The sequence below is a fragment of the Lentiprolixibacter aurantiacus genome (assembly GCF_026241225.1).
In the GTDB taxonomy this organism is placed as follows: domain Bacteria; phylum Bacteroidota; class Bacteroidia; order Flavobacteriales; family Flavobacteriaceae; genus Lentiprolixibacter; species Lentiprolixibacter aurantiacus.
On sequence record NZ_JAPFQP010000001.1, the window covers coordinates 1,323,826 to 1,345,058 of the forward strand.

The window sequence follows — 21,233 nt, forward strand, 5'->3', positions numbered from 1 at the left end:
TGTAATTCCACCCTGTGTACATTTTCTTTGCAGGAGTTCATAATTAAACTGGCTTGTTATCAAGAAAGGTGGAGGGAATAGACCCGAAGAAACCTTAGCAACCCTTTCCTAGTAAAGAAGGTGCTACATTCTATCCGTAATGGAATAGATAACCAAAAGAAACCCGTAAGGCTGCCTTTTTCCTTCTTGATTACAATCCCCTCAAAGGAAATATGCCCATGCAATCAATTTATGAAATATTGGAGAAACGCATCCTGGTTCTGGATGGTGCCATGGGCACCATGCTGCAGCGCTATGAATTTACCGAGGAAGATTTCAGGGGGGATCGATTTAAGGATTGGGCATGTCCGCTGAAAGGTAATAATGACCTGCTGAGCATTACCCAGCCTGAAGCTATTGAAAATGTGCATCGCCTGTATCTGGAAGCCGGTGCAGATATTATTGAGACCAATACTTTCTCCGGAACAAGGATTGCCATGGCCGACTACCAGATGGAGGACCTGGTTATGGAACTGAATTTTGAGTCGGCCAGGATCGCCAAGCAGGTGGCAGAGGAATTCACATTGAAGAACCCTGATAAACCCCGTTTTGTGGCAGGCAGCATGGGTCCTACCAACAAAACCGCCAGTATGTCGCCGGATGTCAATGACCCTGGGTTCAGGGCAATATCCTTTGAAGAACTGAAGGATGCATACAGGGAACAGGCGGAGGGCCTGATAAAGGGAGGAGCAGACCTGTTGCTGGTTGAGACTGTTTTTGACACACTGAACGCTAAAGCGGCCCTTTTTGCAATTGAAGAATTGAAGGAAGAACTGCAGGTAGACATACCGGTCATGGTGAGTGGTACCATTACCGATGCCTCCGGACGCACGCTGTCCGGACAGACCGCAGAAGCCTTTCTGATCTCTGTATCACATTTACCGCTGTTATCTGTCGGACTTAATTGTGCTCTCGGGGCAAGTCAGCTTACTCCCCACCTGCAGGTCCTGTCTGATAAATCGGATTTTGCTGTTTCAGCTCACCCTAATGCAGGACTGCCCAATGCTTTCGGGGCGTATGATCAAACCCCTGAGCAAATGGCAGAGCAGATAAAAGAGTATCTCGAAAAGGGACTCGTTAACATCGTAGGAGGCTGTTGCGGTACTACCCCGGATCATATTCGCGCTATCGCGGAGCTGGTAAAGGAGTATGAGACCCGGTCATTTTTCGCTCACCAAAGTGCCAATTAATTCCAGGTAAAGAATGACCGGCCAAAATCCAAATACCATCAACAAGCAACAGATAGCCAGCAACACAAAACGCTACCTGCACCTCAGTGGTCTTGAACCCCTGGTGGTAACTCCTGAGAGTAACTTTATCAATGTAGGAGAACGTACCAATGTTAGTGGTTCCCGCAAATTCCTCCGGCTTATAAAAGAAGGGAATTATGAGGAAGCCCTGGAAGTTGCACGGCATCAGGTGGAAGGAGGGGCTCAGATCATTGATGTTAATATGGACGATGGCCTTATCGATGGCAAAGAAGCAATGGTCAGGTACCTGAACCTGATCATGGCCGAGCCTGATATTGCCAGGGTCCCTATTATGATCGACAGTTCCAAATGGGAGATCATTGAAGCAGCCCTTCAGGTGGTCCAGGGAAAATGTGTGGTAAACTCCATCAGCCTGAAAGAAGGGGAGGAGGAGTTTATACGACAGGCCAGACTCATCAGGAGATACGGTGCTGCCGTGATCATAATGGCCTTTGATGAGGTTGGGCAGGCAGATAATTTTCAACGACGGATTGAAATTGCCAAACGCTCGTACGATTTACTGGTCAACAAGGTCAAATTCCCTCCGGAGGACATCATTTTTGATCTCAACATCTTTCCCGTAGCCACCGGCATGGAGGAACACAGGCGCAACGCGGTTGATTTCATAGAAGCCACCGCATGGGTACGGAAAAACCTGCCCTATTGCAGTGTGAGCGGGGGTGTAAGCAATGTATCTTTCAGTTTCCGGGGTAATACCGTTGTGCGTGAAGCCATGCATTCTGTATTCCTCTACCATGCGATTAAGGCAGGCATGAACATGGGGATTGTTAACCCTGCTCTTCTGGAAGTCTATGATGATATACCCAAAGATCTCCTGGAATATGTAGAGGATGTAATTTTGGATCGTAAGCCGGATGCAACCGAACGCCTCCTGGCTTTTGCTGAAACAGTTACAGGGAAATCAAAGGAAAGGAAGGCTGATCTGGGCTGGCGTGAAGAACCATTGCAGAATCGTATTACCCGTGCACTGGTAAAGGGGATTGACCAGTTCATTGAGGAAGATGTGGAAGAAGCGAGGCAGGCCGTACCCAAACCTATCCAGGTAATCGAAGGGCATTTGATGGAAGGTATGAATGTTGTGGGCGACCTGTTTGGCAGTGGCAAGATGTTCCTGCCCCAGGTGGTCAAATCGGCCCGGGTTATGAAAAAGGCGGTGGCCTATTTGCTTCCTTTTATCGAAGCTGACAAAGATGAAAATGCCAGATCTGCTGGCAAGATTCTCATGGCAACTGTAAAGGGTGATGTGCACGATATAGGCAAGAACATAGTAAGTGTTGTGCTCGGATGCAACAATTATGAAATTGTGGACCTCGGTGTCATGGTGCCCCCGGAGAAGATCCTGCAAACAGCCAGAGAGGAAAATGTAGATATGATCGGATTGAGCGGCCTGATAACCCCTTCTCTGGATGAAATGGTATTCCTCGCCAAAGAAATGGAGCGTCAGGAATTCTCAGTGCCGCTCCTTATTGGTGGTGCTACTACCAGCAAGGCCCATACGGCGGTGAAGATTGCGCCGCATTACAATGGATCCGTGGTCCATGTCAATGATGCTTCAAGGGCGGTTACCGTAGTTGGTGACCTGCTTCAGGAGGAAACCTCAGATGCCTATAAGTCCAGGATAAAAACAGAATACAATGACTTTCGGAAGAAATTCCTGGACAGGGCAAAGGCTAAATCCTATCTCAGCCTGGAGAAGGCGAGAACCAATAAACTGAAAATCGATTGGAAGCCAGAAATGATCTGCAAACCCAAACAACTTGGGGTAGAGGTCTGGGATGATTTTGATTTAAACCTGTTGGTGCCCTATATAGACTGGACACCCTTTTTCAGGAGCTGGGATCTGCATGGCAAATTTCCTGATATACTCGAGGATTCTCTGGTTGGGGAGCAGGCTTCGGATCTGTTCGACGATGCCCAGGAAATGTTGAAGAAAATACTGGAAGAGAAGTGGCTTAAAGGCAGGGCCGTTTTCGGTTTGTTTCCGGCCAATGCCATTGATCAGGACGATATTGAGGTTACACCACTCATGGGTTCGGGAAAACCGGACCTTTCCAATACCAAACGTTTCCTAAGTCTAAGGCAGCAGGGGGCTAAGAAGGCGGGAGTGCCCAATATTGCCCTTGCCGATTTTATCGCGCCCAGGGAAAGTGGCATACAGGATTATATGGGCTGTTTTTGTGTTTCGGCAGGGTTTGGAACGGAAGAAAAGGCAAAGCAATTTGAGCAGGATCATGACGATTATAGTTCCATTATGATCAAAGCTTTGGCCGACAGGCTGGCGGAAGCTTTTGCTGAATACCTGCACCAGCAGATTCGCCTGGATTATTGGGGTTATGCCGCAGGGGAGAAGCTAGGTAATGATCAGTTAATTAAGGAATCTTACCAGGGGATCCGACCTGCCCCGGGTTATCCGGCCTGCCCGGACCACCTTGAGAAATTAACCATATGGGAGCTCCTCGGTGTTGAGGAAAGGATAGGGGTGTCCCTTACCGAAAGCCTGGCCATGTGGCCTGCAGCCAGTGTGAGTGGTTATTATTTTGCCCATGAACAATCCAGATATTTTGGTTTGGGTAAGATAAAGGAAGACCAGCTCTCAGATTATGCCAGGCGCAGGGGAATTAGCGAAGAAGAAGCAAGGAAGTGGCTGGCTCCGAATCTTGCAGAAAATGAATAGTTTATAAAAGCAAAATCCATCTTTATGAAGGTTACAGATCATATCAGGGAGGCGAATGGTGAAACCTTATTTTCTTTTGAGATCATACCCCCAGTAAAAGGGAGGAATATAAAGGAGCTCTATGACAATATTGACCCCCTGATGGAATTTAACCCTCCTTTTATTGATGTAACCACATCCAGGGAGGAATATGTTTACATTGACCGAAATGGCCTGCTGGATAAAAAGCTGACTCGCATGCGGCCCGGTACGGTGGGTATCTGTGCCTCTATTAAACACAAATACGACGTAGATACCATTCCCCATGTGCTTTGTGGGGGATTCACCAGGGAAGAAACAGAATATCTGCTCGTTGATTGTCACTACCTTGGAATTGACAATATAATGGCGCTCAGGGGCGATGCCATGAAGGAGGAGAAATATTTTGAACCTTCGGAAGGCGGTCATAAGTATGCCTCAGACCTTGTAAAACAAATACACAACCTCAACCAGGGCAAGTATTTGCACGAGGTGATTGAAACCGATGATTGTTCCGATTTTTGTATTGGAGTGGCAGGATATCCTGAAAAGCACATGGAGGCACCCTCCCTGAAATCAGACCTGAAATGGTTGAAATACAAAGTTGATCTTGGAGCAGATTATGTGGTAACCCAGATGTTTTTCGACAATAAAAAATATTTTGATTTTGTGAAAGAGGCAAGGGATATGGGGATTGACGTACCCATCATTCCCGGGATTAAACCCATTGCTATTAAAAAGCACCTTCACCTTTTGCCACAGGTATTCCGGATAGATCTGCCTCAGGACCTTATCGATGCAGTGGAAAATTGCAAGGATAATAAAGAGGTAAGGCAGGTTGGGATAGAATGGGCCATTGAGCAGTCCCGGGAACTCAAAAATGCCGGAGTGCCAGTCCTGCATTATTATTCCATGGGTAAATCAACCAATATCAAAGCCATAGCGGAATCGATATTTTAGGAGTCTTATTGTTTGAGACAATTACTTCGATAACCTCCCTTTTTCCTACTTTTACGACCGATGTACAAATTAGTTTGCTACGGGATTCTCTTTTGTTCCGTCCTGGGATGGGCACAGCAGCAAAAAGCCAGTCCGGTTTACACTCTGGAAATCAATCCCTTTTACGGTTCCATCCTGAGGCATAACACGGATGTTTCACATCTTATCCGTGAGCACCCTACCGGCTTTATCCTTGGGTTTAGCCAGAAGACATTCGGCAACAGGGAATGGGAACAGGAATACGGTTTCCCCGATACCGGGTTCTCATTTATTTACCAGGATATGAAAACCACGACCCTGGGAGAGAACTTTGGCCTGTACGGCCATTACAATTTTTACTTCCTGAGGAGAACACTACAGTTTAGGATAGGGCAGGGTATTGCCTATAACACCAACCCTTACGATAAAAATCTCAATTTCAGGGGCAATGCCTATGGTTCCCACCTGATGAGCTCTACTTATCTTATGCTCAATTACTATCGTGAAGATATAATTCAAAACCTGGGCTTTCGGGCAGGGATATCGCTTGTGCATTATTCCAATGCCAATGTAAAAGCCCCCAATACCTCTACCAATACATTTGCCTTAAATGCAGGGCTGATCTACCGGATAGGTGAACCACAGTCGTTTATCATCAGGGAAAAAGCAGATAAGGAAAATTTTAAGGAGCCCTGGCATTACAACCTGGTCTTCCGGTCTGGGATCAACGAAAGCGATGTAATCAACTCAGGACAGTTTCCGTTTTATATCCTGTCTGTTTATGCAGATAAGCGCCTTAATCGGAAAAGTGGGCTGCAATTTGGTACGGAAGTATTTTTCTCTAATTTCCTGAAAGAGCTGATTCGTTTCCAGGCCCTGGCTTTTCCAGAATTTGATGTTCAGGAAGATGATGACTATAAGCGGGTGGGGCTATTTGTTGGTCACGAACTCTATGTTAATAAAATAAGCGTCGTTACACAGCTGGGTTATTATATTTATTATCCCTTTGATTTTGAAGGCCGGGTGTATAGTCGTATTGGAATCAAAAGGTATTTTGGTTCGAAATGGTTTGGGGCCATTACCCTGAAATCCCATGCGGCCAAGGCCGAAGCTATAGAGTTCGGAATAGGGATAAGGTTGTGAGAAGAGCATTTATGACGAGATTATTATTCATAAGATTAAAAGGTTGGATACTGTTGCTTATGGTGGCGACCATGGTGAATGGCTGTAACGGGGAAAATGTTTTGGATTGTTTCCAGAATGCGGGAGACCTGATACAGGAAGAGGTGACTGTAAGTCCCTTTACGAACATCACAGTACTGGATAATGTTACCCTTGTTTTGCGACAGGGTCCGGAACAGCGAGTTTTGATTGAAACCGGAGAATATTTGCGTCCTGAAGTCAGCGCGAGAGTGGAAGACGGTACCCTTATACTTGAAGATACCAACAACTGCAATTTATTCAGGGCATATGGATTGACTACGATCTATGTTACGGCTCCGGAAATTGAAAACATAAGAAGCAGTACTGGTTTTCCGATACGAAGCGAAGGTACATTGGCTTATGAGTCGCTTTCCCTGATCTCGGAAAGCTTTGTAAATCCGGATACCGATACCACAGACGGTACTTTTGAGGTGGATGTGGCTACTCAGGAACTACGCATAGTGGCAAATGGACTGGCATACTTCAAGATCAGTGGAACCACGGATTTCCTGGATGTAGACATATCATCCGGGGACAGTCGGGTTGAGGCCGAAACCTTGCTGGCAGGGGAGGTAATTTTTAATCAGAGGGGTAGCAATGATATTCGGATCAATCCTCAGGAGGCACTCAGGGGGATCATTCGCGGAACCGGCGATGTCGTAAGCTTTAATCGGCCTCCGATTGTTGAGGTAGAGCTTGTATATGGGGGTCGCCTGATTTTCAGGAATTGATTAGGACTTCATAGAGCACTTGATGGGGATTTCAGGAAAACATATGTTGATCACACGGATTTCCGGGCGTCTGGAAGAGCTTATAAATGAGGGAAAAGTTCCGGGTTTATCCATCGCCATTTATAAAAATAATAGCTGGGAATGGCAGGCTGGTTTTGGCTACGCCGATCTGCAGTACAAAACCCCTGTACAACCATCACAAACCCGGTTCCGGGCGGCAAGTATATCCAAGCCCATTGCAGCATGTGCCCTGGCTTCAATGGTTGCAGAAGGCTTAATCAATCTCGATGCATCTTTCTATGACTATGTGCCTGATTTTCCCGGGAAAAAGTACGACTTCAGCATTCGCCAGCTGGCTTCACACACCGCAGGGATCCGCGGATACAGCGGAAAGGAATACGCCCTTAACAAACCCTATACCATAAGGCAAAGCCTGGAAGTTTTCCAGGACGATCCTTTGCTTTTTGAGCCGGGCACCCAATTTTATTACAATAGTTATGGCTTTGTGCTTCTATCACTGGCCATGGAAGAAGCTTCAGGAATACCCTTTGATGTTTATACCCGTGAGAAGGTACTTACCCCTCTGGGTATGACCAACACCATCCCTGAACAACCTGCCACCACTAATCAACAACAATCAACCAGCAACAGTCAGCCAACAAAGAACAACCGCCAGGCTACATGCTACACCAGGCGGGCTTCTGGTTTTCGGGAGGCAATTAAGGTAGACAATCGTTTTAAACTGGCTGGAGGGGGATATCTCACCACAGTGCAGGACATTATTAGACTGGGGCAGGCTGTTCTGCGAAAAAACTTTTATCCGGAGGTGATGTCGACATTTCTGGAATCCCAAAAGGTGAATGGTGCCAAAACGTATTATGGCCTGGGTTGGGAAGTAAGCGAAAATGCCAGGGGCCGTCCCTTTTATGGTCATATTGGCAACCAGGTTGGGGGTTACAGCTATTTCAGGGTTTTTCCGGGCACAGGTTTGATCATCGCTGCTTTGGTCAATTGTTCAGATCCCAAAATAAAGGATATCCTGGATGGAATAGCTGAGGAATTTCAGGACTATGGCGTTTGATGGGAGGTACGGGTTTTATTTTTTTATAGGTACCCACTCCCGAAGAACCGTTCTTATTTTTTCTTCTTCCTGTGTCTTTGCTATGCTATTTCTTTACTGACGGCCCAATCTTCTTCACAGTTGGAAGAGAGGTCAGATATTGCTGTATTAGAATCCTTTAACACGCTTAAGGAATTACTGCGTATCCCGAATGTTACTTGCTGCCCGAGTCATATGGAAAGAACATGCATTAGAGTGAAGTAGCCTTTGCTAATACAGGGATCAACACCCAGGGGCTTATTCCCCCGTCAGGTCGCTGAACAGGGTTTCCAGATTTTTATTTTTGCGGTTTAGTTGCAGGGCTTTCAGTTGGTTGTCATGAGCAAAATCAAAAACTGCCGGCCGCATATCTTTAGAAGTGCTGAAAGTGATCTCGTAGACAAAACCACCCGTATTCCTGACTTCTGTGGCATGCGGGAGTTGCTGTAAAAAAGCTTCTTCTACCCGGTAATCAAACTCAACCACTATAACCTGCTCTTCCTCTGTCCTGAGATCAGACAGGGCCTTGTCGGCCACCAGTTTACCCTTGTCTATGATCAACACCCGATCGCACAGGGCTTCCACTTCTTTCATAATATGTGTGGAAAGCAGGATGGTTTTTGATTGCGCCATTTTTTTGATCAGCCTTCGGATCTCCTGAAGCTGGTTTGGGTCCAGCCCGGTTGTGGGTTCATCCAGAATAAGCACTTCCGGATCGTGCAGCAATGCTGCAGCCAGGCCTACCCTTTGCCTGTAACCTTTGGATAGCTGCCCGATTTTCTTATGTGCTTCCGGGCCCAGGCCGGTTTCGGCAATAACCGTGTCAATCCGTTCTATAGGGACACCGTAAACCTCGGCATTGAATGTGAGATATTCCCGAACATAGAGCTCCAGGTACAGCGGATTATGCTCTGGCAGGTATCCGATGGATTGCTGCACCCGTCCACTTTCCTTTTCCACATCAAAACCGTTTACCCATGCCTGCCCGGAGTGGGCCTTGCTGTAAGTAGTCAGGATTTTCATCATGGTGGACTTGCCTGCTCCGTTAGGTCCTAGGAATCCTACGATTTCCCCTTTTTTGATATCAAAGGAAATGTTATCCAGGGCCTTCTGTTTGCCATAGAATTTCGATATGCCTGCTACCTGAATGGACATGGGTACAATTTTCAGGTAAAAATACACAAAACAGGCATTGCAGCGCGCAGGCATCAGGGAATCCCTCAGAGGACCAGCTAATAACCTGAATCAGCATAATGCATATTTCGTAATCAGATGTACAAATCCATTTGATTTCTGCAATGAATTATCTCAAAATGAAGATTTTTTAAAAAAGCGAGGGCAGTCCTTTGAATTTTGCAGATAATAATTACCTTAGTCGCTTCAAACAATGAACATGACACGCAATTATTTCTGGAACGGGTTTTATTTTTACTTCTTTGGTCAAAGAGGTATGGGACTGTTTTAGAGCATTGCTAACGATAAAGTAAGATAGGGTCCCGTAACGTACGGGACTTTTTTTTGATATAAACCACAATCAAATTGGCCATGCAAATAGCCATACAGGGAATTAAGGGTTCTAACCACCACCAGGTGGTGCGTGAATATTTTGGGGATGATACCACGCTAGTGGAATGCCTTACTTTCCATGAACTGGTAGATCAGTTGCTTCTGGGTAAGGCAGATAAGGGGGTTATGGCCATAGAAAATTCCATTGCTGGCTCAATTATACCCAACTATGCGCTGGTTTATCAAAATAATTTGCACATCATTGGGGAGCACTACCTGAATATTCATCACCACCTGATGGCTCTACCGGGACAAACACTCAATGATATAAAGGAAGTAAGATCGCACCCTATGGCCCTGTTGCAATGCAGGGAATACCTGAAGACCCAGGGCCACATCAAGATGGTTGAGGATTTTGATACCGCGGAAACCGCCAGGCAAATTCAGCAAAATCAATGGAAAGGGATTGCAGCCATAGCACCTGGTGTAGCTGCAGATTTATATGACCTGGAAATACTGGCCTCGGATATACAGACCATCAAGAATAACGCTACCAGGTTTATTGTAATTAAAACCAAAAACAAGGTGCTGTCGGAAGAGGAGATCAACAAGGCTTCGGTTCGCTTTATAACTGACCATAAACGGGGGAGTCTGGCCACAGTGCTTAATGTAATGAGCGACTGTAACCTGAACCTGACCAAAATACAGTCATTACCCATAATTGAGACCCCCTGGAAGTATGCCTTTTTTGTGGATGTTACCTTTGATAAGTACGAATATTTTGCCAAGGCGAAATCCCTGCTTCATATTATGTCTGAGGATTTCAAGGTTTTAGGTGAATATAAAAACGCGCGATTGTGATACGAACGGCAGACCGACTGCATACCGTAGAGGAATATTACTTTTCCCGTAAGCTTCGGGAGGTAAGGCAGCTTATGGCTGAAGGAAAGCCCATTATAAACATGGGTATTGGCAGCCCGGACCTGGCACCTTCAGATGAGGTGATTGCCTCATTACAGGAATCGGTTAAAGAAGCCGGTGCGCATCAGTACCAGAGTTACCAGGGGCTCCCGGAATTCCGTGAAAGTATAGCCCGCTTCTACCAGGAAAAGTTTGGTGTTACGGCCGACCCAACCAGTGAAATCCTCCCCCTAATGGGTTCCAAGGAGGGGATTATGCATATCAGCATGGCATTTCTCAATGATGGTGATGAGGTCCTGATCCCCAATCCCGGCTACCCAACCTACAGCGCGGTGACCAAACTGGTTGGAGCAAAGCCCAGGCTATATTCCCTGAAAGAGGAAGATGGCTGGTTTCCTGATTTGGAAAGAATGGAGCAGGACGACCTGGAAAAGGTAAAGCTCATGTGGGTGGGTTATCCCCATATGCCTACCGGGGCAACGGCAACACAGGAACAACTGACTACCCTGGTTGCTTTCGCCCAAAGAAATGATATCCTTCTCGTAAATGACAATCCTTACAGTTTTGTATTGAGCCAGAATCCTATCAGTTTGCTTTCGATTCCCGAAGCGGGTTCGGTAGCTCTGGAACTGAATTCACTCAGCAAAACCTTTAACATGGCCGGTTGGCGTGTGGGGATGGTATTGGGAAATGCACAGCATATTCAGGCTATTTTGAAGGTAAAGAGCAATATGGACTCCGGGATGTTCTACGGGATCCAAAAAGGAGCTATAGTCGCTTTGAAAAGCGGGAAGGAATGGTTTGAGCGTCTGGATAAAATCTATGGGGCCAGGCGCACGCTTATGTTTGAGGTGGCTGATCTGCTGGGATGTGAGTACGATAAAAATGCCGTTGGGATGTTCGTTTGGTGTAAACTACCGGCAGGTTCCCCCGATGCGGAAAGCTTCATCGACGACTTGCTTTACAAAAAAGATATTTTTGTTGCACCCGGGACCATTTTTGGAAGTAACGGCGAGGGGTATATTCGCCTTTCCCTCTGCGTGAAAGAGGAAAAAATAAAAGAGGCTATTAACAGGCTAAAGCTTTAAGGATTAGTGGCAGAAGGAAAAACTATGAAGGTATATGTAATAGGTATTGGTTTAATTGGCGGTTCCCTGGCAAGGGATATTCGCAGGCACTACCCTGAAGTGAAGCTTTTCGGGATCGATCGGGATCCTGATCACCTCCAGGAAGCCATTGACCTGGGTCTTGTAGACCAGGCGGCTGATTACAGCGGACTTTGCGATGCAGACCTGGTGATCCTCAGCATCCCGGTAGATGCATTGGTCTGCGAACTACCCCGTGTGCTGGATCATGCAGGTGAAGAAGCCCTGGTCCTGGATGCTGGTTCTACCAAGGCAGAAATTTGCCAGGTTGTGGCCCATCACCCCAAAAGGCGTAATTTCCTGGCCTGCCATCCTATTGCCGGAACAGAATTCTCAGGGCCTTCAGCAGCCCTCGAGGGCCTTTTTGAAGGGAAGACTAATATTATTTGTGAAGTAGAGCAAACAGCATTCAAGCTACAGGAATTGGGGCTCGACCTGTTCCGTAAACTCGGGATGCGCATCCGCTACATGAACCCTGAGGCCCACGATAAGCACATAGCATATGTGTCGCACCTATCCCATATCAGTTCCTTCATGCTGGGGAAAACAGTTATTGAAAAGGAAAAAAATGAGCGGGATATCTTTGACATGGCAGGTAGTGGGTTTGAAAGTACGGTACGCCTGGCTAAGAGTTCCCCTGCTATGTGGACCCCTATTTTTGAGCAAAACAAAGAAAACGTAATCGAAACACTGGAAGAATACATCCAAAACCTTCAGCAATTCAGGCAGAAGCTGGTAGATGAAGACTTTCCGGGAATATTCAAGGAAATGGACGATACCAACAGGATCAAAGGCATCCTGGACGGAATCCCGCTGAACAAACAATAAAAACAAAACCATGGAAAATTCGAAACAACTCAGGTCCTGGCTGGACGATATGGAACTTCCCCATCCGCTGGTTATCGCAGGGCCCTGCAGTGCAGAGACGGAAGAACAAGTCCTTAAAATTGCACATGAGTTAAAAGATACAGACGTCAATTATTATCGGGCAGGAATCTGGAAACCCCGGACCCGCCCTGGAAATTTTGAGGGGGTAGGGGCCATTGGCCTTAAATGGCTTCAGGAAGTAAAGAAGGAAACTGGCCTGAAGACTGCTACGGAAGTAGCCAACAAGACCCATGTAGACCTTGCGCTGGAACATGACGTGGACCTGCTCTGGATTGGTGCTCGTTCTACCGTGAGCCCGTTTATCGTGCAGGAAATCGCAGATGCCCTTAAGGGAACGGATAAGGTTGTTCTGGTCAAGAACCCGGTGAATCCGGATCTATCTCTTTGGCTGGGAGCTGTTGAGCGTTTGCATAAGTCCGATATCAAAAAACTGGGTGTAATCCACCGTGGCTTTTCGTCTTACCGAAAAACCAAATACCGGAATATCCCTGAGTGGCAGCTGGCTATTGAGCTGCAAACCAAATTCCCGGATCTGCCCCTGATCAATGATCCTTCGCATATATGCGGCAGGCGGGATATGATCTTCGATGTTTCGCAGACAGCACTTGACCTGAATTATGATGGCCTAATGATCGAGACCCATATTGATCCGGACAATGCCTGGAGCGATGCTGCACAGCAAGTAACCCCCAAAACCCTTGTTCAGATTATGGAAGACCTAAGGATCAGAAAGGTAACCGATCAGGAAGCAGAATACAGAAGTAAACTGGGAAATTTAAGAGCGCAGATCGATGTGATCGATAACCAGTTGCTCGATATCCTTGGAAAAAGAATGGAGGTATCCGATCAGATCGGAGAATTGAAGAAGCAGCGCAACGTTGCCGTTTTGCAAACCAATCGCTGGAATGCCATCCTAGGTAAAATGATCCTTGAAGGGGAAACCAAGGGCTTAAGTGAGGAATTTGTCCTCAGAATGTTTAAGGCTATACACCAGGAATCCATCAACCACCAGGAGAAGATTATCAATGCCTAGGCATATAACTATACTTTAAGACCGAAAACCTCCTAAAAAAAAGGAGGTTTTTTTATTCCCTTACTGTAACAAATCGTATTGCTGCGAGTCTTTATTGGAAACTTTAATGAACTTTAGAATGAAACAAATACTGACTACATGCCTTTTATTGGTAGCAATCACAGGATTTAGCCAGCGCATGGTTGACAAAGAAGTGGGTGATTTTCGTGAAATTAAGGTCTTTGACCTGATTGAAGTTAACCTGATCAAATCTGATGAGAACCGTATCCTTATCAAAGGCGAAAATGTGGATGATATCAAATTTGTAAACAAAGACGGGGTACTTAAACTCAGGATGCAGCTCGACAGGAAATTTCGGGGCGAAGAAACCTTTATTGAAGTGTATTACACTGATTTGGAGATCATAGATGGCAATGAAGGGGCAAGGATCGTTGCCAATGAATTGATAGAGCGGGACCGTATTGAAGTCAGGGCCCAGGAGGGAGCCAGGATCCGTTTGGGCCTGGAGGTAGACAATATTGATGTTCGCGCTGTGACCGGCGGGATCGTTGAAGCCTCAGGGCGTGCAACCAATCAGTTCGTAGTGATCAATACAGGGGGTGTTGTTGAAGCCAAGGACCTGAAATCGGAAGAAGCTAGCGTTAAGATCTCGGCAGGTGGTGAAGCAGAATTATTTGTCTCCCAAAAAGTAGATATTAATGTAAAGGCGGGTGGAGATGTATATGTGTATGGCAACCCGGGTGAGGTTATCAAAAATACCTTCGCCGGAGGAAGAGTTTATATTCAGGATTAGTTAAGTTTAAGTGTAAAAAAAACCTGGCTGCAAAGCCAGGTTTTTTTAGTTTTATCAGGCTGATCTTACTTCCTGAAGATATAGCGCGTAATAAAAATACCCTGTCCATCTCCTTTTCCTCCTTCACTTTCAACGGCACTGGTAACAAAAGCCAGTTCCCATCCATTGGCGATCATGTCATTTATCATGGAAGAAATTAGCGCGTCATTGGCTGCAATGTTCTGAAACCGGATACCCCCGAGGTTAAAGAAGTTAAGGAGTTTGGTTTCTTCGAAGTTTTTTACGCGGATATCCGCTCTTTTCGATTTGTTTCGAGTATTGTCTTCCTCGGTCTGAACGCTGGTGTATTCCTTGTAGTCTTTGTCTTCCATGGCATTGATAATACGTGAACGTCCCATACCATTAGGGACAATAGATTCTACACTGGTAATTACCTTGTACTGCTGGGCAGTCATCTCGAACGTAGCCGTAAGGCATACAAATAGGATAATCAGGATTTTCTTCATAATTGTGGTTTTTGTTTTAGTGGATTGTTTGTGTGCTACCAAAGTTAGCCTAATGAGTAAACGTAAAGTTCGAGTATTATTGTTTCTTTGTAAAAGAGTTTTCAACAGACATGCAGGGAACAGTATACAAATCCACAGGAAGCTGGTACACGGTAAAGACGACCGGGGGAGAGGTGTACAATTGTCGGATTAAGGGAAAATTCCGTATCAAGGGACTGAAAAGTACTAATCCCGTTGCGGTGGGAGACGAGGTGGAGTTCCATGTGGAAGCCATAGGGGATGAAACCGTGGGGATCATTTCTGCTATCGGCGACCGGAAAAATTACATCGTTCGCAAGTCAGTAAAACTCTCCAAGCAAATCCACATCATTGCTTCCAATATTGATCAGGTGTTCCTCCTGGTCACCGTGAAGGAGCCAAAAACCTATACCATTTTTATAGACCGTTTTCTAGCTACGGCAGAGGCTTATGATATCCCGGCTGTATTGCTGTTTAACAAAGTTGATATCTATGACGAGGAGGCGCTGGAAGAGGTACTCTATCTGATTTCCATCTACCGGGAAATTGGTTATAACTGTATGGAGATATCGGCAAAGACCGGGAAAAACCTGGACAGGGTAAAAGACCTGATGAAAGGTAAAACAAGCATGTTTGCCGGGCATTCCGGTGTGGGCAAATCAACACTTATCAATGCCATTGCTCCGGAACTCAATTTGCGCACTTCTGCAATTTCAGAGCAGCACTTGCAGGGGCAGCATACCACCACCTTTGCAGAAATGTACGACCTGGAAATCGGTGCAAGGATTATTGATACCCCGGGTATCAGGGGATTTGGCATGGTGGATATGGAAAAGGATGAAATTGGCGACTATTTTCCCGAGATTCTGGCGCTCAAGGCCGATTGTAAATTCAACAACTGCCTGCACCTGGATGAGCCCAGGTGTGCCGTCAAGGAAGCCCTGGAAAAGGATGAAATCTCCTGGAGCCGTTATCGCTCCTACGTTCAGATGGTGACAGGTGAAGAAGATACCTACAGAATGGATAATTACGAAGGCTAATGCGAGTAGTTCTGCAACGAGTAAGCCATGCCAGCGTCGCTATATCAGGTGAGGTTACTGGTAAAATAGGGAATGGCCTTCTGGTTCTACTGGGGATAGAGGATGCCGATACTCATGAGGATATCAGCTGGCTGAGCCGAAAATTGGTAAACCTCCGTATCTTCAATGATGAGCAGGGGGTAATGAACTGCTCTGTCCTGGAAACAGATGGCGATATTCTGGTGGTCAGTCAGTTTACGCTCCATGCCTCCACCAAAAAAGGGAACCGCCCCTCCTATATCAGGGCCTCTAAGCCAGATGTGGCAATTCCACTTTATGAGGCTTTTTTAAAGCAGTTGGAACTTGAGCTGGGAAAACCGGTAGGGGCAGGAATTTTCGGAGCCGACATGAAGGTTGAGCTTTTAAATGATGGCCCCGTTACCATTATTATAGATTCTAAAAACAGAGATTTATGAATATTCAGAATTCACAAAAGGCAGTCGATGACTGGATTCGTAATCATGGTGTGCGATATTTCAATGAATTGACTAATATGGCGCAGCTTACCGAAGAAGTAGGTGAGGTGGCGCGTATTATTGCCCGCAGGTACGGGGAGCAGAGCGAAAAGGAATCCGACAAGGAAAAGGATCTGGGAGAAGAGTTGGCCGATGTACTCTTTGTGGTACTGTGCCTCGCCAATCAAACCGGTATAGACCTTCAGGAAGCTTTTGACAGGAAATTACAGTTAAAGGCCAAACGAGACCATGACAGGCATCAGAGCAATACAAAGCTGAAATAGCACTATATTTAAACCCCTCTGGGTAAAGCCAGGTAAAATAACCCATTAAATCTTTTCTCTTGAAGCTTTCCATTTCCGCACCCCGCGGTCATCAAATTAAAGCAGCGGTTACCATCACCGGTTCCAAAAGTGAATCGAATAGACTATTGCTGCTTCAGGCCCTGTACCCGGGAATTACTATAGAGAACCTGTCCAATGCAGATGATGTGAGGGTAATGCAAAAAGGACTTCAGGTAAAGCAGGGGGAGGTAGACATCCACCATGCGGGAACAGCTATGAGATTCCTTACAGCCTATTTTGCTACCCTGGAAGGTGCGGATATTGTGCTTACGGGCTCTTCCAGAATGAAGGAACGTCCAATCGCCATTCTTGTAGATGCTTTGCGTAGATTGGGAGCGGATATTGACTATTTGGGCAATGAGGGATACCCTCCCTTGGGTTTACGTGGCAGGGCACTGGAACTAAACCAAATATCACTGCCTGCCAATGTAAGCAGCCAGTATATTTCTGCACTGCTGCTGGTAGCTCCTTCCCTCAAAGAAGGCTTAATCCTGGACCTTGAAGGGCAGATCACGTCGGTTCCCTACATCCGTATGACCCTGCAACTCCTTGAAGAACTTGGAATCAGAAATGAATTTACAGGTCAGAGGATTCGCGTATACCCCAAGGCCAAAGTTGACCCCAAGCTGGTTGTGGTGGAGTCCGACTGGAGTTCAGCGTCTTATTTCTACAGTATTTTAGCCTTGAGTGAGGAAGGTTCTGAGCTATTGCTGTCATCTTATAAAGCTAACAGTCTTCAGGGCGATAGTGTCCTGCAGAATATATATGCCGATTTTGGTGTGGAAACCAGTTTTGAAGGGCATTCCATAAGGCTGACAAAAGTAGGTAAGGCCCAGATTAACCACCTGGATTGCGACCTTACTGAAGCTCCGGATCTGGCGCAGACCATAGCCGTAAGTTGTTTTGGCCTGGGGATTTCCTGTACCCTTACAGGTCTGCATACTCTGAAAATTAAGGAGACAGACAGGCTGCTTGCACTGGAAAAAGAGTTGACCAAACTCGGAGGTAAGATTACTACCACGAACAGCACATTGCAGCTAGAGCCATCTGATGAAATAGTATCCGGAGTTGCGATAGACACTTATAATGACCATCGTATGGCAATGGCCTTTGCCCCTCTGGGTTTGCATACCCCAATCACTATTAATGATGCCGGGGTGGTATCCAAATCGTATCCCTACTTCTGGAAAGATCTGAAGACCATTTCTTTTGATATCCGGGAGGTTTCCTAGTATTTCTGGTGTATTTACTTGACAACCCCCCTGGCAGGATTGTATATTTGCAACTTCAAAAAATCCGAACAAAAAAGACCCTATGAAATTATCTCACTTCAATTTTGAATTGCCTAAAGAATTACTGGCCGAATACCCTGCAGAGAACAGGGATGAATCCAAACTTATGGTCATCCATAGGGATACCGGCAAGATTGAGCATAAGATGTTCAAAGACCTTATCGATTATTTTGATGAAGGCGATGTAATGGTAATCAATAACACCAAGGTTTTTCCTGCAAGGCTCTTTGGAAACAAGGAAAAAACAGGTGCCAGGATTGAAGTGTTCCTGCTTCGCGAGCTCAATGAAGAGCAGCGGCTGTGGGATGTACTGGTTGATCCCGCCAGAAAGATAAGGATTGGTAACAAACTGTATTTTGGCGAGGACGAAAGCCTGGTAGCTGAGGTAATTGACAACACAACTTCAAGAGGAAGGACCCTTCGTTTCCTTTACGACGGTTCTTATACAGATTTCCGCAGAAAATTGAGGGAATTGGGTGAAACACCCCTGCCTAAATACATCAAGCGCGAGGTAGAACCTGAGGACGAAGACCGATACCAGACTATTTATGCCAAACATGAAGGTGCGGTGGCCGCGCCAACAGCAGGCCTGCACTTTTCCAAGCACTTACTTAAGAGGCTGGAAATAAAAGGAATAGACTTCGCTGAATTAACACTTCACGTGGGTCTGGGCACTTTTAACCCGGTTGAGGTGGAGGATCTTTCCAAGCACAAAATGGACAGTGAAGAACTGGTAATTGATGAGAAGGCAACAGAGATCGTAAACACGGCGAAAAGTAACAAAAAGAGGGTTTGCGCAGTGGGAACTACAGTTATGCGCGGACTGGAAAGCGCTGTTTCTTCGGAAAGAACGCTGAATACATTTGAAGGCTGGACTAACAAGTTTATTTTTCCTCCTTATGAATTCAGTATTGCCAATGCCATGATTACCAACTTCCATCTGCCTAAATCTACCCTGTTGATGATGGTTTCGGCATTTATAGGACATGACCTGATGAAAAGGGCCTACAAGGAGGCTATCCTGGAGCAGTATCGCTTCTATTCCTACGGGGATGCGATGCTGATTTTATAAGGTAACCCGAATATTGTCCGGTGAAAGACTTCATTGGAGCGCAGGGCAGGATTTTTTGACAAACTGCAGACATGAAAATGGAGAAAAGAGATATCCGGGCATTGAGCAAAGAAGAACTCCGTGATTTCTTTGTGGAACGAGGGGACCAGGCTTTTCGCGGCAATCAGGTCTATGAATGGTTATGGCAGAAATCGGTACACCGCTTCGAGGACATGACCAATATCTCCAAAGAAACCCGTAATCTCCTGGATGAATATTTTGTGATCAACCACGTGGCGGTAGACCAATTGCAGCGCAGTGTTGATGGCACCATAAAGAACGCCATTAGGTTGCACGATGGTTTGCTTGTAGAATCAGTGTTAATTCCCACGGAGACTCGTTCAACGGCCTGTGTGTCCAGTCAGGTAGGCTGCAGCCTGGATTGCAGGTTCTGCGCAACTGCACGATTAAAGCGCATGCGAAACCTGAACCCCGATGAGATCTATGACCAGGTAGTGGCCATTGACAGGCAAAGCAGGCTCTATTGCGGACGCCCTTTGAGCAATATCGTGTTTATGGGTATGGGGGAACCACTCATGAATTACCGTAACGTGCTCAAAGCCATCGATAAAATTACTTCAAAGGAAGGCCTTGGCATGTCTCCCAGGAGAATAACCGTATCTACATCAGGAGTGCCCAAGATGATCAGGAAGATGGCAGATGAAGGCGTGAAGTTTAACCTGGCTGTATCCCTGCACTCGGCCATTGATGAAACACGATCCTCTATAATGCCCTTCAATGAAAAAATGCCACTTCAGGAATTACGGGAAGCACTGGAGTACTGGTATTCCAAAACCCGAAACCGGATTACCTACGAATATGTGGTCTGGGAAGGGGTAAACGATAAGAGGGAAGATATCGATGCCCTTATCCGTTTTTGCAGGTTTGCCCCGGCCAAGGTTAACCTCATCCAGTACAACCCCATAGATGAGGGAGAATTTCAACAGGCTCCGGAACATGTGGTAAATCAATACCAGCAGGCCCTTGAAGAAGCCGGTATTACTGTTACCATAAGACGGTCAAGGGGTCAGGATATAGACGCGGCCTGTGGACAGCTGGCGAATAAATCCAAATGAGGAATTTCCAGAGTAACCAAGGTGTATTTTCCCTAATTTTACGGCACCTGAATAAAATGGTCAGTCTGCCGGTTTGAAAGTAGTAGCCCAAATAAAGGAACCTGTGCTGCAGGAGATGGAATTGTTTGAACAGAAGTTCTTCGTATCCATGTCTTCCAAAGTGGCACTCCTAAACCGAATTACCTATTACATTGTTAACAGGAAGGGCAAGCAGATGCGCCCAATGTTCGTGTTTCTCTGTGCTAAATTGCTCAACGAGGGCGAGGTAAATGAGCGTACTTACAGGGGTGCCTCCGTTATTGAACTCATACACACGGCCTCCTTGGTGCATGATGATGTGGTAGACGATAGCAACAAGCGTCGTGGGTTTTTCTCTATTAATGCACTTTGGAAGAACAAAATAGCAGTCCTTGTGGGAGACTACCTTCTTTCAAAAGGAATGCTCCTCTCTGTGGAAAGCGGGGATTTTGATTTGCTTAAAATCATTTCAATTGCCATAAGGGAAATCAGTGAGGGTGAACTGCTGCAGCTGGAGAAGGCGCGCCGGCTGGATATAACGGAAGAAGTCTATTACGAGATCATCCGGCAGAAGACAGCCACTTTGATTGCCGCCTGTTGTGCCCTTGGTGCAACCTCAGTTAAACCGGATTCCCCCGATGTGGATACTTTCTGGAAGTTTGGTGAACTTTGTGGGATGGCATTCCAGATCAAGGACGACCTGTTTGATTATGGAGAAGAGCGCATAGGCAAGCCAACTGGGATCGATATCAAGGAGCAGAAGATGACCCTCCCCCTCATATATGCGCTTAACCAATGCGGAAAGAAGGAGCGGAACTGGTTGATTAATTCCGTGAAAAATCACAACCGTGATAAAAAGAGAGTTAAGGAGGTCATTGCCCTGGTAAAGGAGAAAGGGGGTCTTGAATATGCAGAATCCAGGATGCATGAGTTTAAGGAGCAGGCGCTGGAAGTGCTTGAACCCTATCCGGATTCCCCCTATAAAGATGCCTTACACCTTATGCTGAATTACGTGGTGGAACGAAAAAAGTAACC

The 21,233-nt window shown here is 46.1% G+C and carries 20 protein-coding genes and 1 riboswitch; of the genes, 18 read left to right on the forward strand and 2 right to left on the reverse strand.

Going from position 1 to position 21,233, the window contains the following annotated elements:
• Positions 1-53 precede the first annotated feature (53 nt).
• A riboswitch (SAM riboswitch) is annotated at positions 54-155 on the forward strand.
• 63 nt (positions 156-218) lie between these two features.
• The 6 genes from OO016_RS05915 to OO016_RS05940 are packed head-to-tail and all read left to right on the forward strand — an operon-like array spanning position 219 to position 7,995.
• Entirely contained in the window at positions 219-1,229 is a 1,011-nt protein-coding gene (locus OO016_RS05915) for a homocysteine S-methyltransferase family protein (protein ID WP_266011597.1), read from the forward strand.
• 13 nt (positions 1,230-1,242) lie between these two features.
• The gene (gene metH / locus OO016_RS05920) at positions 1,243-3,984 is read left to right on the forward strand and encodes a methionine synthase (RefSeq protein ID WP_266011598.1); all 2,742 of its coding nucleotides are present in this window, start codon (positions 1,243-1,245) and stop codon (positions 3,982-3,984) included.
• Between the two features lie 24 nt (positions 3,985-4,008).
• Entirely contained in the window at positions 4,009-4,962 is a 954-nt protein-coding gene (metF, locus tag OO016_RS05925; RefSeq protein WP_266011599.1) for a methylenetetrahydrofolate reductase [NAD(P)H], read from the forward strand.
• A 60-nt stretch (positions 4,963-5,022) separates the two neighbouring features.
• Entirely contained in the window at positions 5,023-6,123 is a 1,101-nt protein-coding gene (locus OO016_RS05930) for an acyloxyacyl hydrolase (protein WP_266011601.1), read from the forward strand.
• A gap of 11 nt (positions 6,124-6,134) precedes the next feature.
• Entirely contained in the window at positions 6,135-6,914 is a 780-nt protein-coding gene (locus OO016_RS05935; protein ID WP_266011602.1) for a head GIN domain-containing protein, read from the forward strand.
• Between the two features lie 43 nt (positions 6,915-6,957).
• Positions 6,958-7,995, forward strand: a complete 1,038-nt coding sequence (locus tag OO016_RS05940; protein ID WP_266011603.1) for a serine hydrolase domain-containing protein — start codon at positions 6,958-6,960, stop codon at positions 7,993-7,995.
• A 276-nt stretch (positions 7,996-8,271) separates the two neighbouring features.
• Here OO016_RS05940 and gldA read toward each other — a convergent pair whose 3' ends face one another.
• Complete coding sequence (gene gldA / locus OO016_RS05945) at positions 8,272-9,168, reverse strand: gliding motility-associated ABC transporter ATP-binding subunit GldA (RefSeq protein WP_266011604.1); 897 nt, start codon at positions 9,166-9,168, stop codon at positions 8,272-8,274.
• A gap of 384 nt (positions 9,169-9,552) precedes the next feature.
• On the opposite strand from gldA, the gene OO016_RS05950 reads away from it, so the two are divergent.
• The 5 genes from OO016_RS05950 (at position 9,553) to OO016_RS05970 (ending at position 14,299) form a co-directional block, all read left to right on the forward strand.
• Positions 9,553-10,380, forward strand: a complete 828-nt coding sequence (locus OO016_RS05950) for a prephenate dehydratase (protein ID WP_266011605.1) — start codon at positions 9,553-9,555, stop codon at positions 10,378-10,380.
• Positions 10,377-11,528 carry a pyridoxal phosphate-dependent aminotransferase gene (locus OO016_RS05955; protein ID WP_266011606.1) on the forward strand — a complete coding sequence of 384 codons (1,152 nt, stop codon included), beginning with the start codon at positions 10,377-10,379 and terminating at the stop codon, positions 11,526-11,528. The genes OO016_RS05950 and OO016_RS05955 overlap by 4 nt, the downstream gene beginning before the upstream one ends.
• A 24-nt stretch (positions 11,529-11,552) precedes the next feature.
• A complete protein-coding gene (locus OO016_RS05960) occupies positions 11,553-12,413 on the forward strand; it encodes a prephenate dehydrogenase (protein WP_266011607.1) in 861 nt (286 codons plus the stop codon).
• Positions 12,414-12,423: 10 nt separating this feature from the next.
• Positions 12,424-13,506, forward strand: a complete 1,083-nt coding sequence (locus OO016_RS05965) for a bifunctional 3-deoxy-7-phosphoheptulonate synthase/chorismate mutase type II (protein ID WP_266011608.1) — start codon at positions 12,424-12,426, stop codon at positions 13,504-13,506.
• A gap of 118 nt (positions 13,507-13,624) precedes the next feature.
• The gene (locus tag OO016_RS05970) at positions 13,625-14,299 is read left to right on the forward strand and encodes a head GIN domain-containing protein (RefSeq protein WP_266011609.1); all 675 of its coding nucleotides are present in this window, start codon (positions 13,625-13,627) and stop codon (positions 14,297-14,299) included.
• A 65-nt stretch (positions 14,300-14,364) separates the two neighbouring features.
• Here OO016_RS05970 and OO016_RS05975 read toward each other — a convergent pair whose 3' ends face one another.
• On the reverse strand, positions 14,365-14,805 hold the full coding sequence (locus tag OO016_RS05975) for a hypothetical protein (protein ID WP_266011610.1): 441 nt from the start codon (positions 14,803-14,805) through the stop codon (positions 14,365-14,367).
• Positions 14,806-14,915: 110 nt separating this feature from the next.
• On the opposite strand from OO016_RS05975, the gene rsgA reads away from it, so the two are divergent.
• The 7 genes from rsgA (at position 14,916) to OO016_RS06010 (ending at position 21,231) form a co-directional block, all read left to right on the forward strand.
• On the forward strand, positions 14,916-15,863 hold the full coding sequence (gene rsgA, locus OO016_RS05980) for a ribosome small subunit-dependent GTPase A (protein WP_266011611.1): 948 nt from the start codon (positions 14,916-14,918) through the stop codon (positions 15,861-15,863).
• On the forward strand, positions 15,863-16,318 hold the full coding sequence (gene dtd, locus OO016_RS05985) for a D-aminoacyl-tRNA deacylase (protein ID WP_266011613.1): 456 nt from the start codon (positions 15,863-15,865) through the stop codon (positions 16,316-16,318). Before rsgA ends, dtd begins: the two co-directional genes overlap by 1 nt.
• The gene (locus tag OO016_RS05990) at positions 16,315-16,641 is read left to right on the forward strand and encodes a nucleotide pyrophosphohydrolase (protein ID WP_266011614.1); all 327 of its coding nucleotides are present in this window, start codon (positions 16,315-16,317) and stop codon (positions 16,639-16,641) included. The genes dtd and OO016_RS05990 overlap by 4 nt, the downstream gene beginning before the upstream one ends.
• 59 nt (positions 16,642-16,700) lie before the next feature.
• On the forward strand, positions 16,701-17,933 hold the full coding sequence (locus OO016_RS05995; protein WP_266011615.1) for a 3-phosphoshikimate 1-carboxyvinyltransferase: 1,233 nt from the start codon (positions 16,701-16,703) through the stop codon (positions 17,931-17,933).
• Between the two features lie 82 nt (positions 17,934-18,015).
• The gene (queA, locus tag OO016_RS06000) at positions 18,016-19,065 is read left to right on the forward strand and encodes a tRNA preQ1(34) S-adenosylmethionine ribosyltransferase-isomerase QueA (RefSeq protein ID WP_266011616.1); all 1,050 of its coding nucleotides are present in this window, start codon (positions 18,016-18,018) and stop codon (positions 19,063-19,065) included.
• Positions 19,066-19,136: 71 nt separating this feature from the next.
• A complete protein-coding gene (gene rlmN / locus OO016_RS06005; protein WP_266011618.1) occupies positions 19,137-20,180 on the forward strand; it encodes a dual-specificity RNA methyltransferase RlmN in 1,044 nt (347 codons plus the stop codon).
• Between the two features lie 73 nt (positions 20,181-20,253).
• Positions 20,254-21,231, forward strand: a complete 978-nt coding sequence (locus OO016_RS06010; protein WP_266011619.1) for a polyprenyl synthetase family protein — start codon at positions 20,254-20,256, stop codon at positions 21,229-21,231.
• The last annotated feature ends 2 nt before the right edge of the window (positions 21,232-21,233 follow it).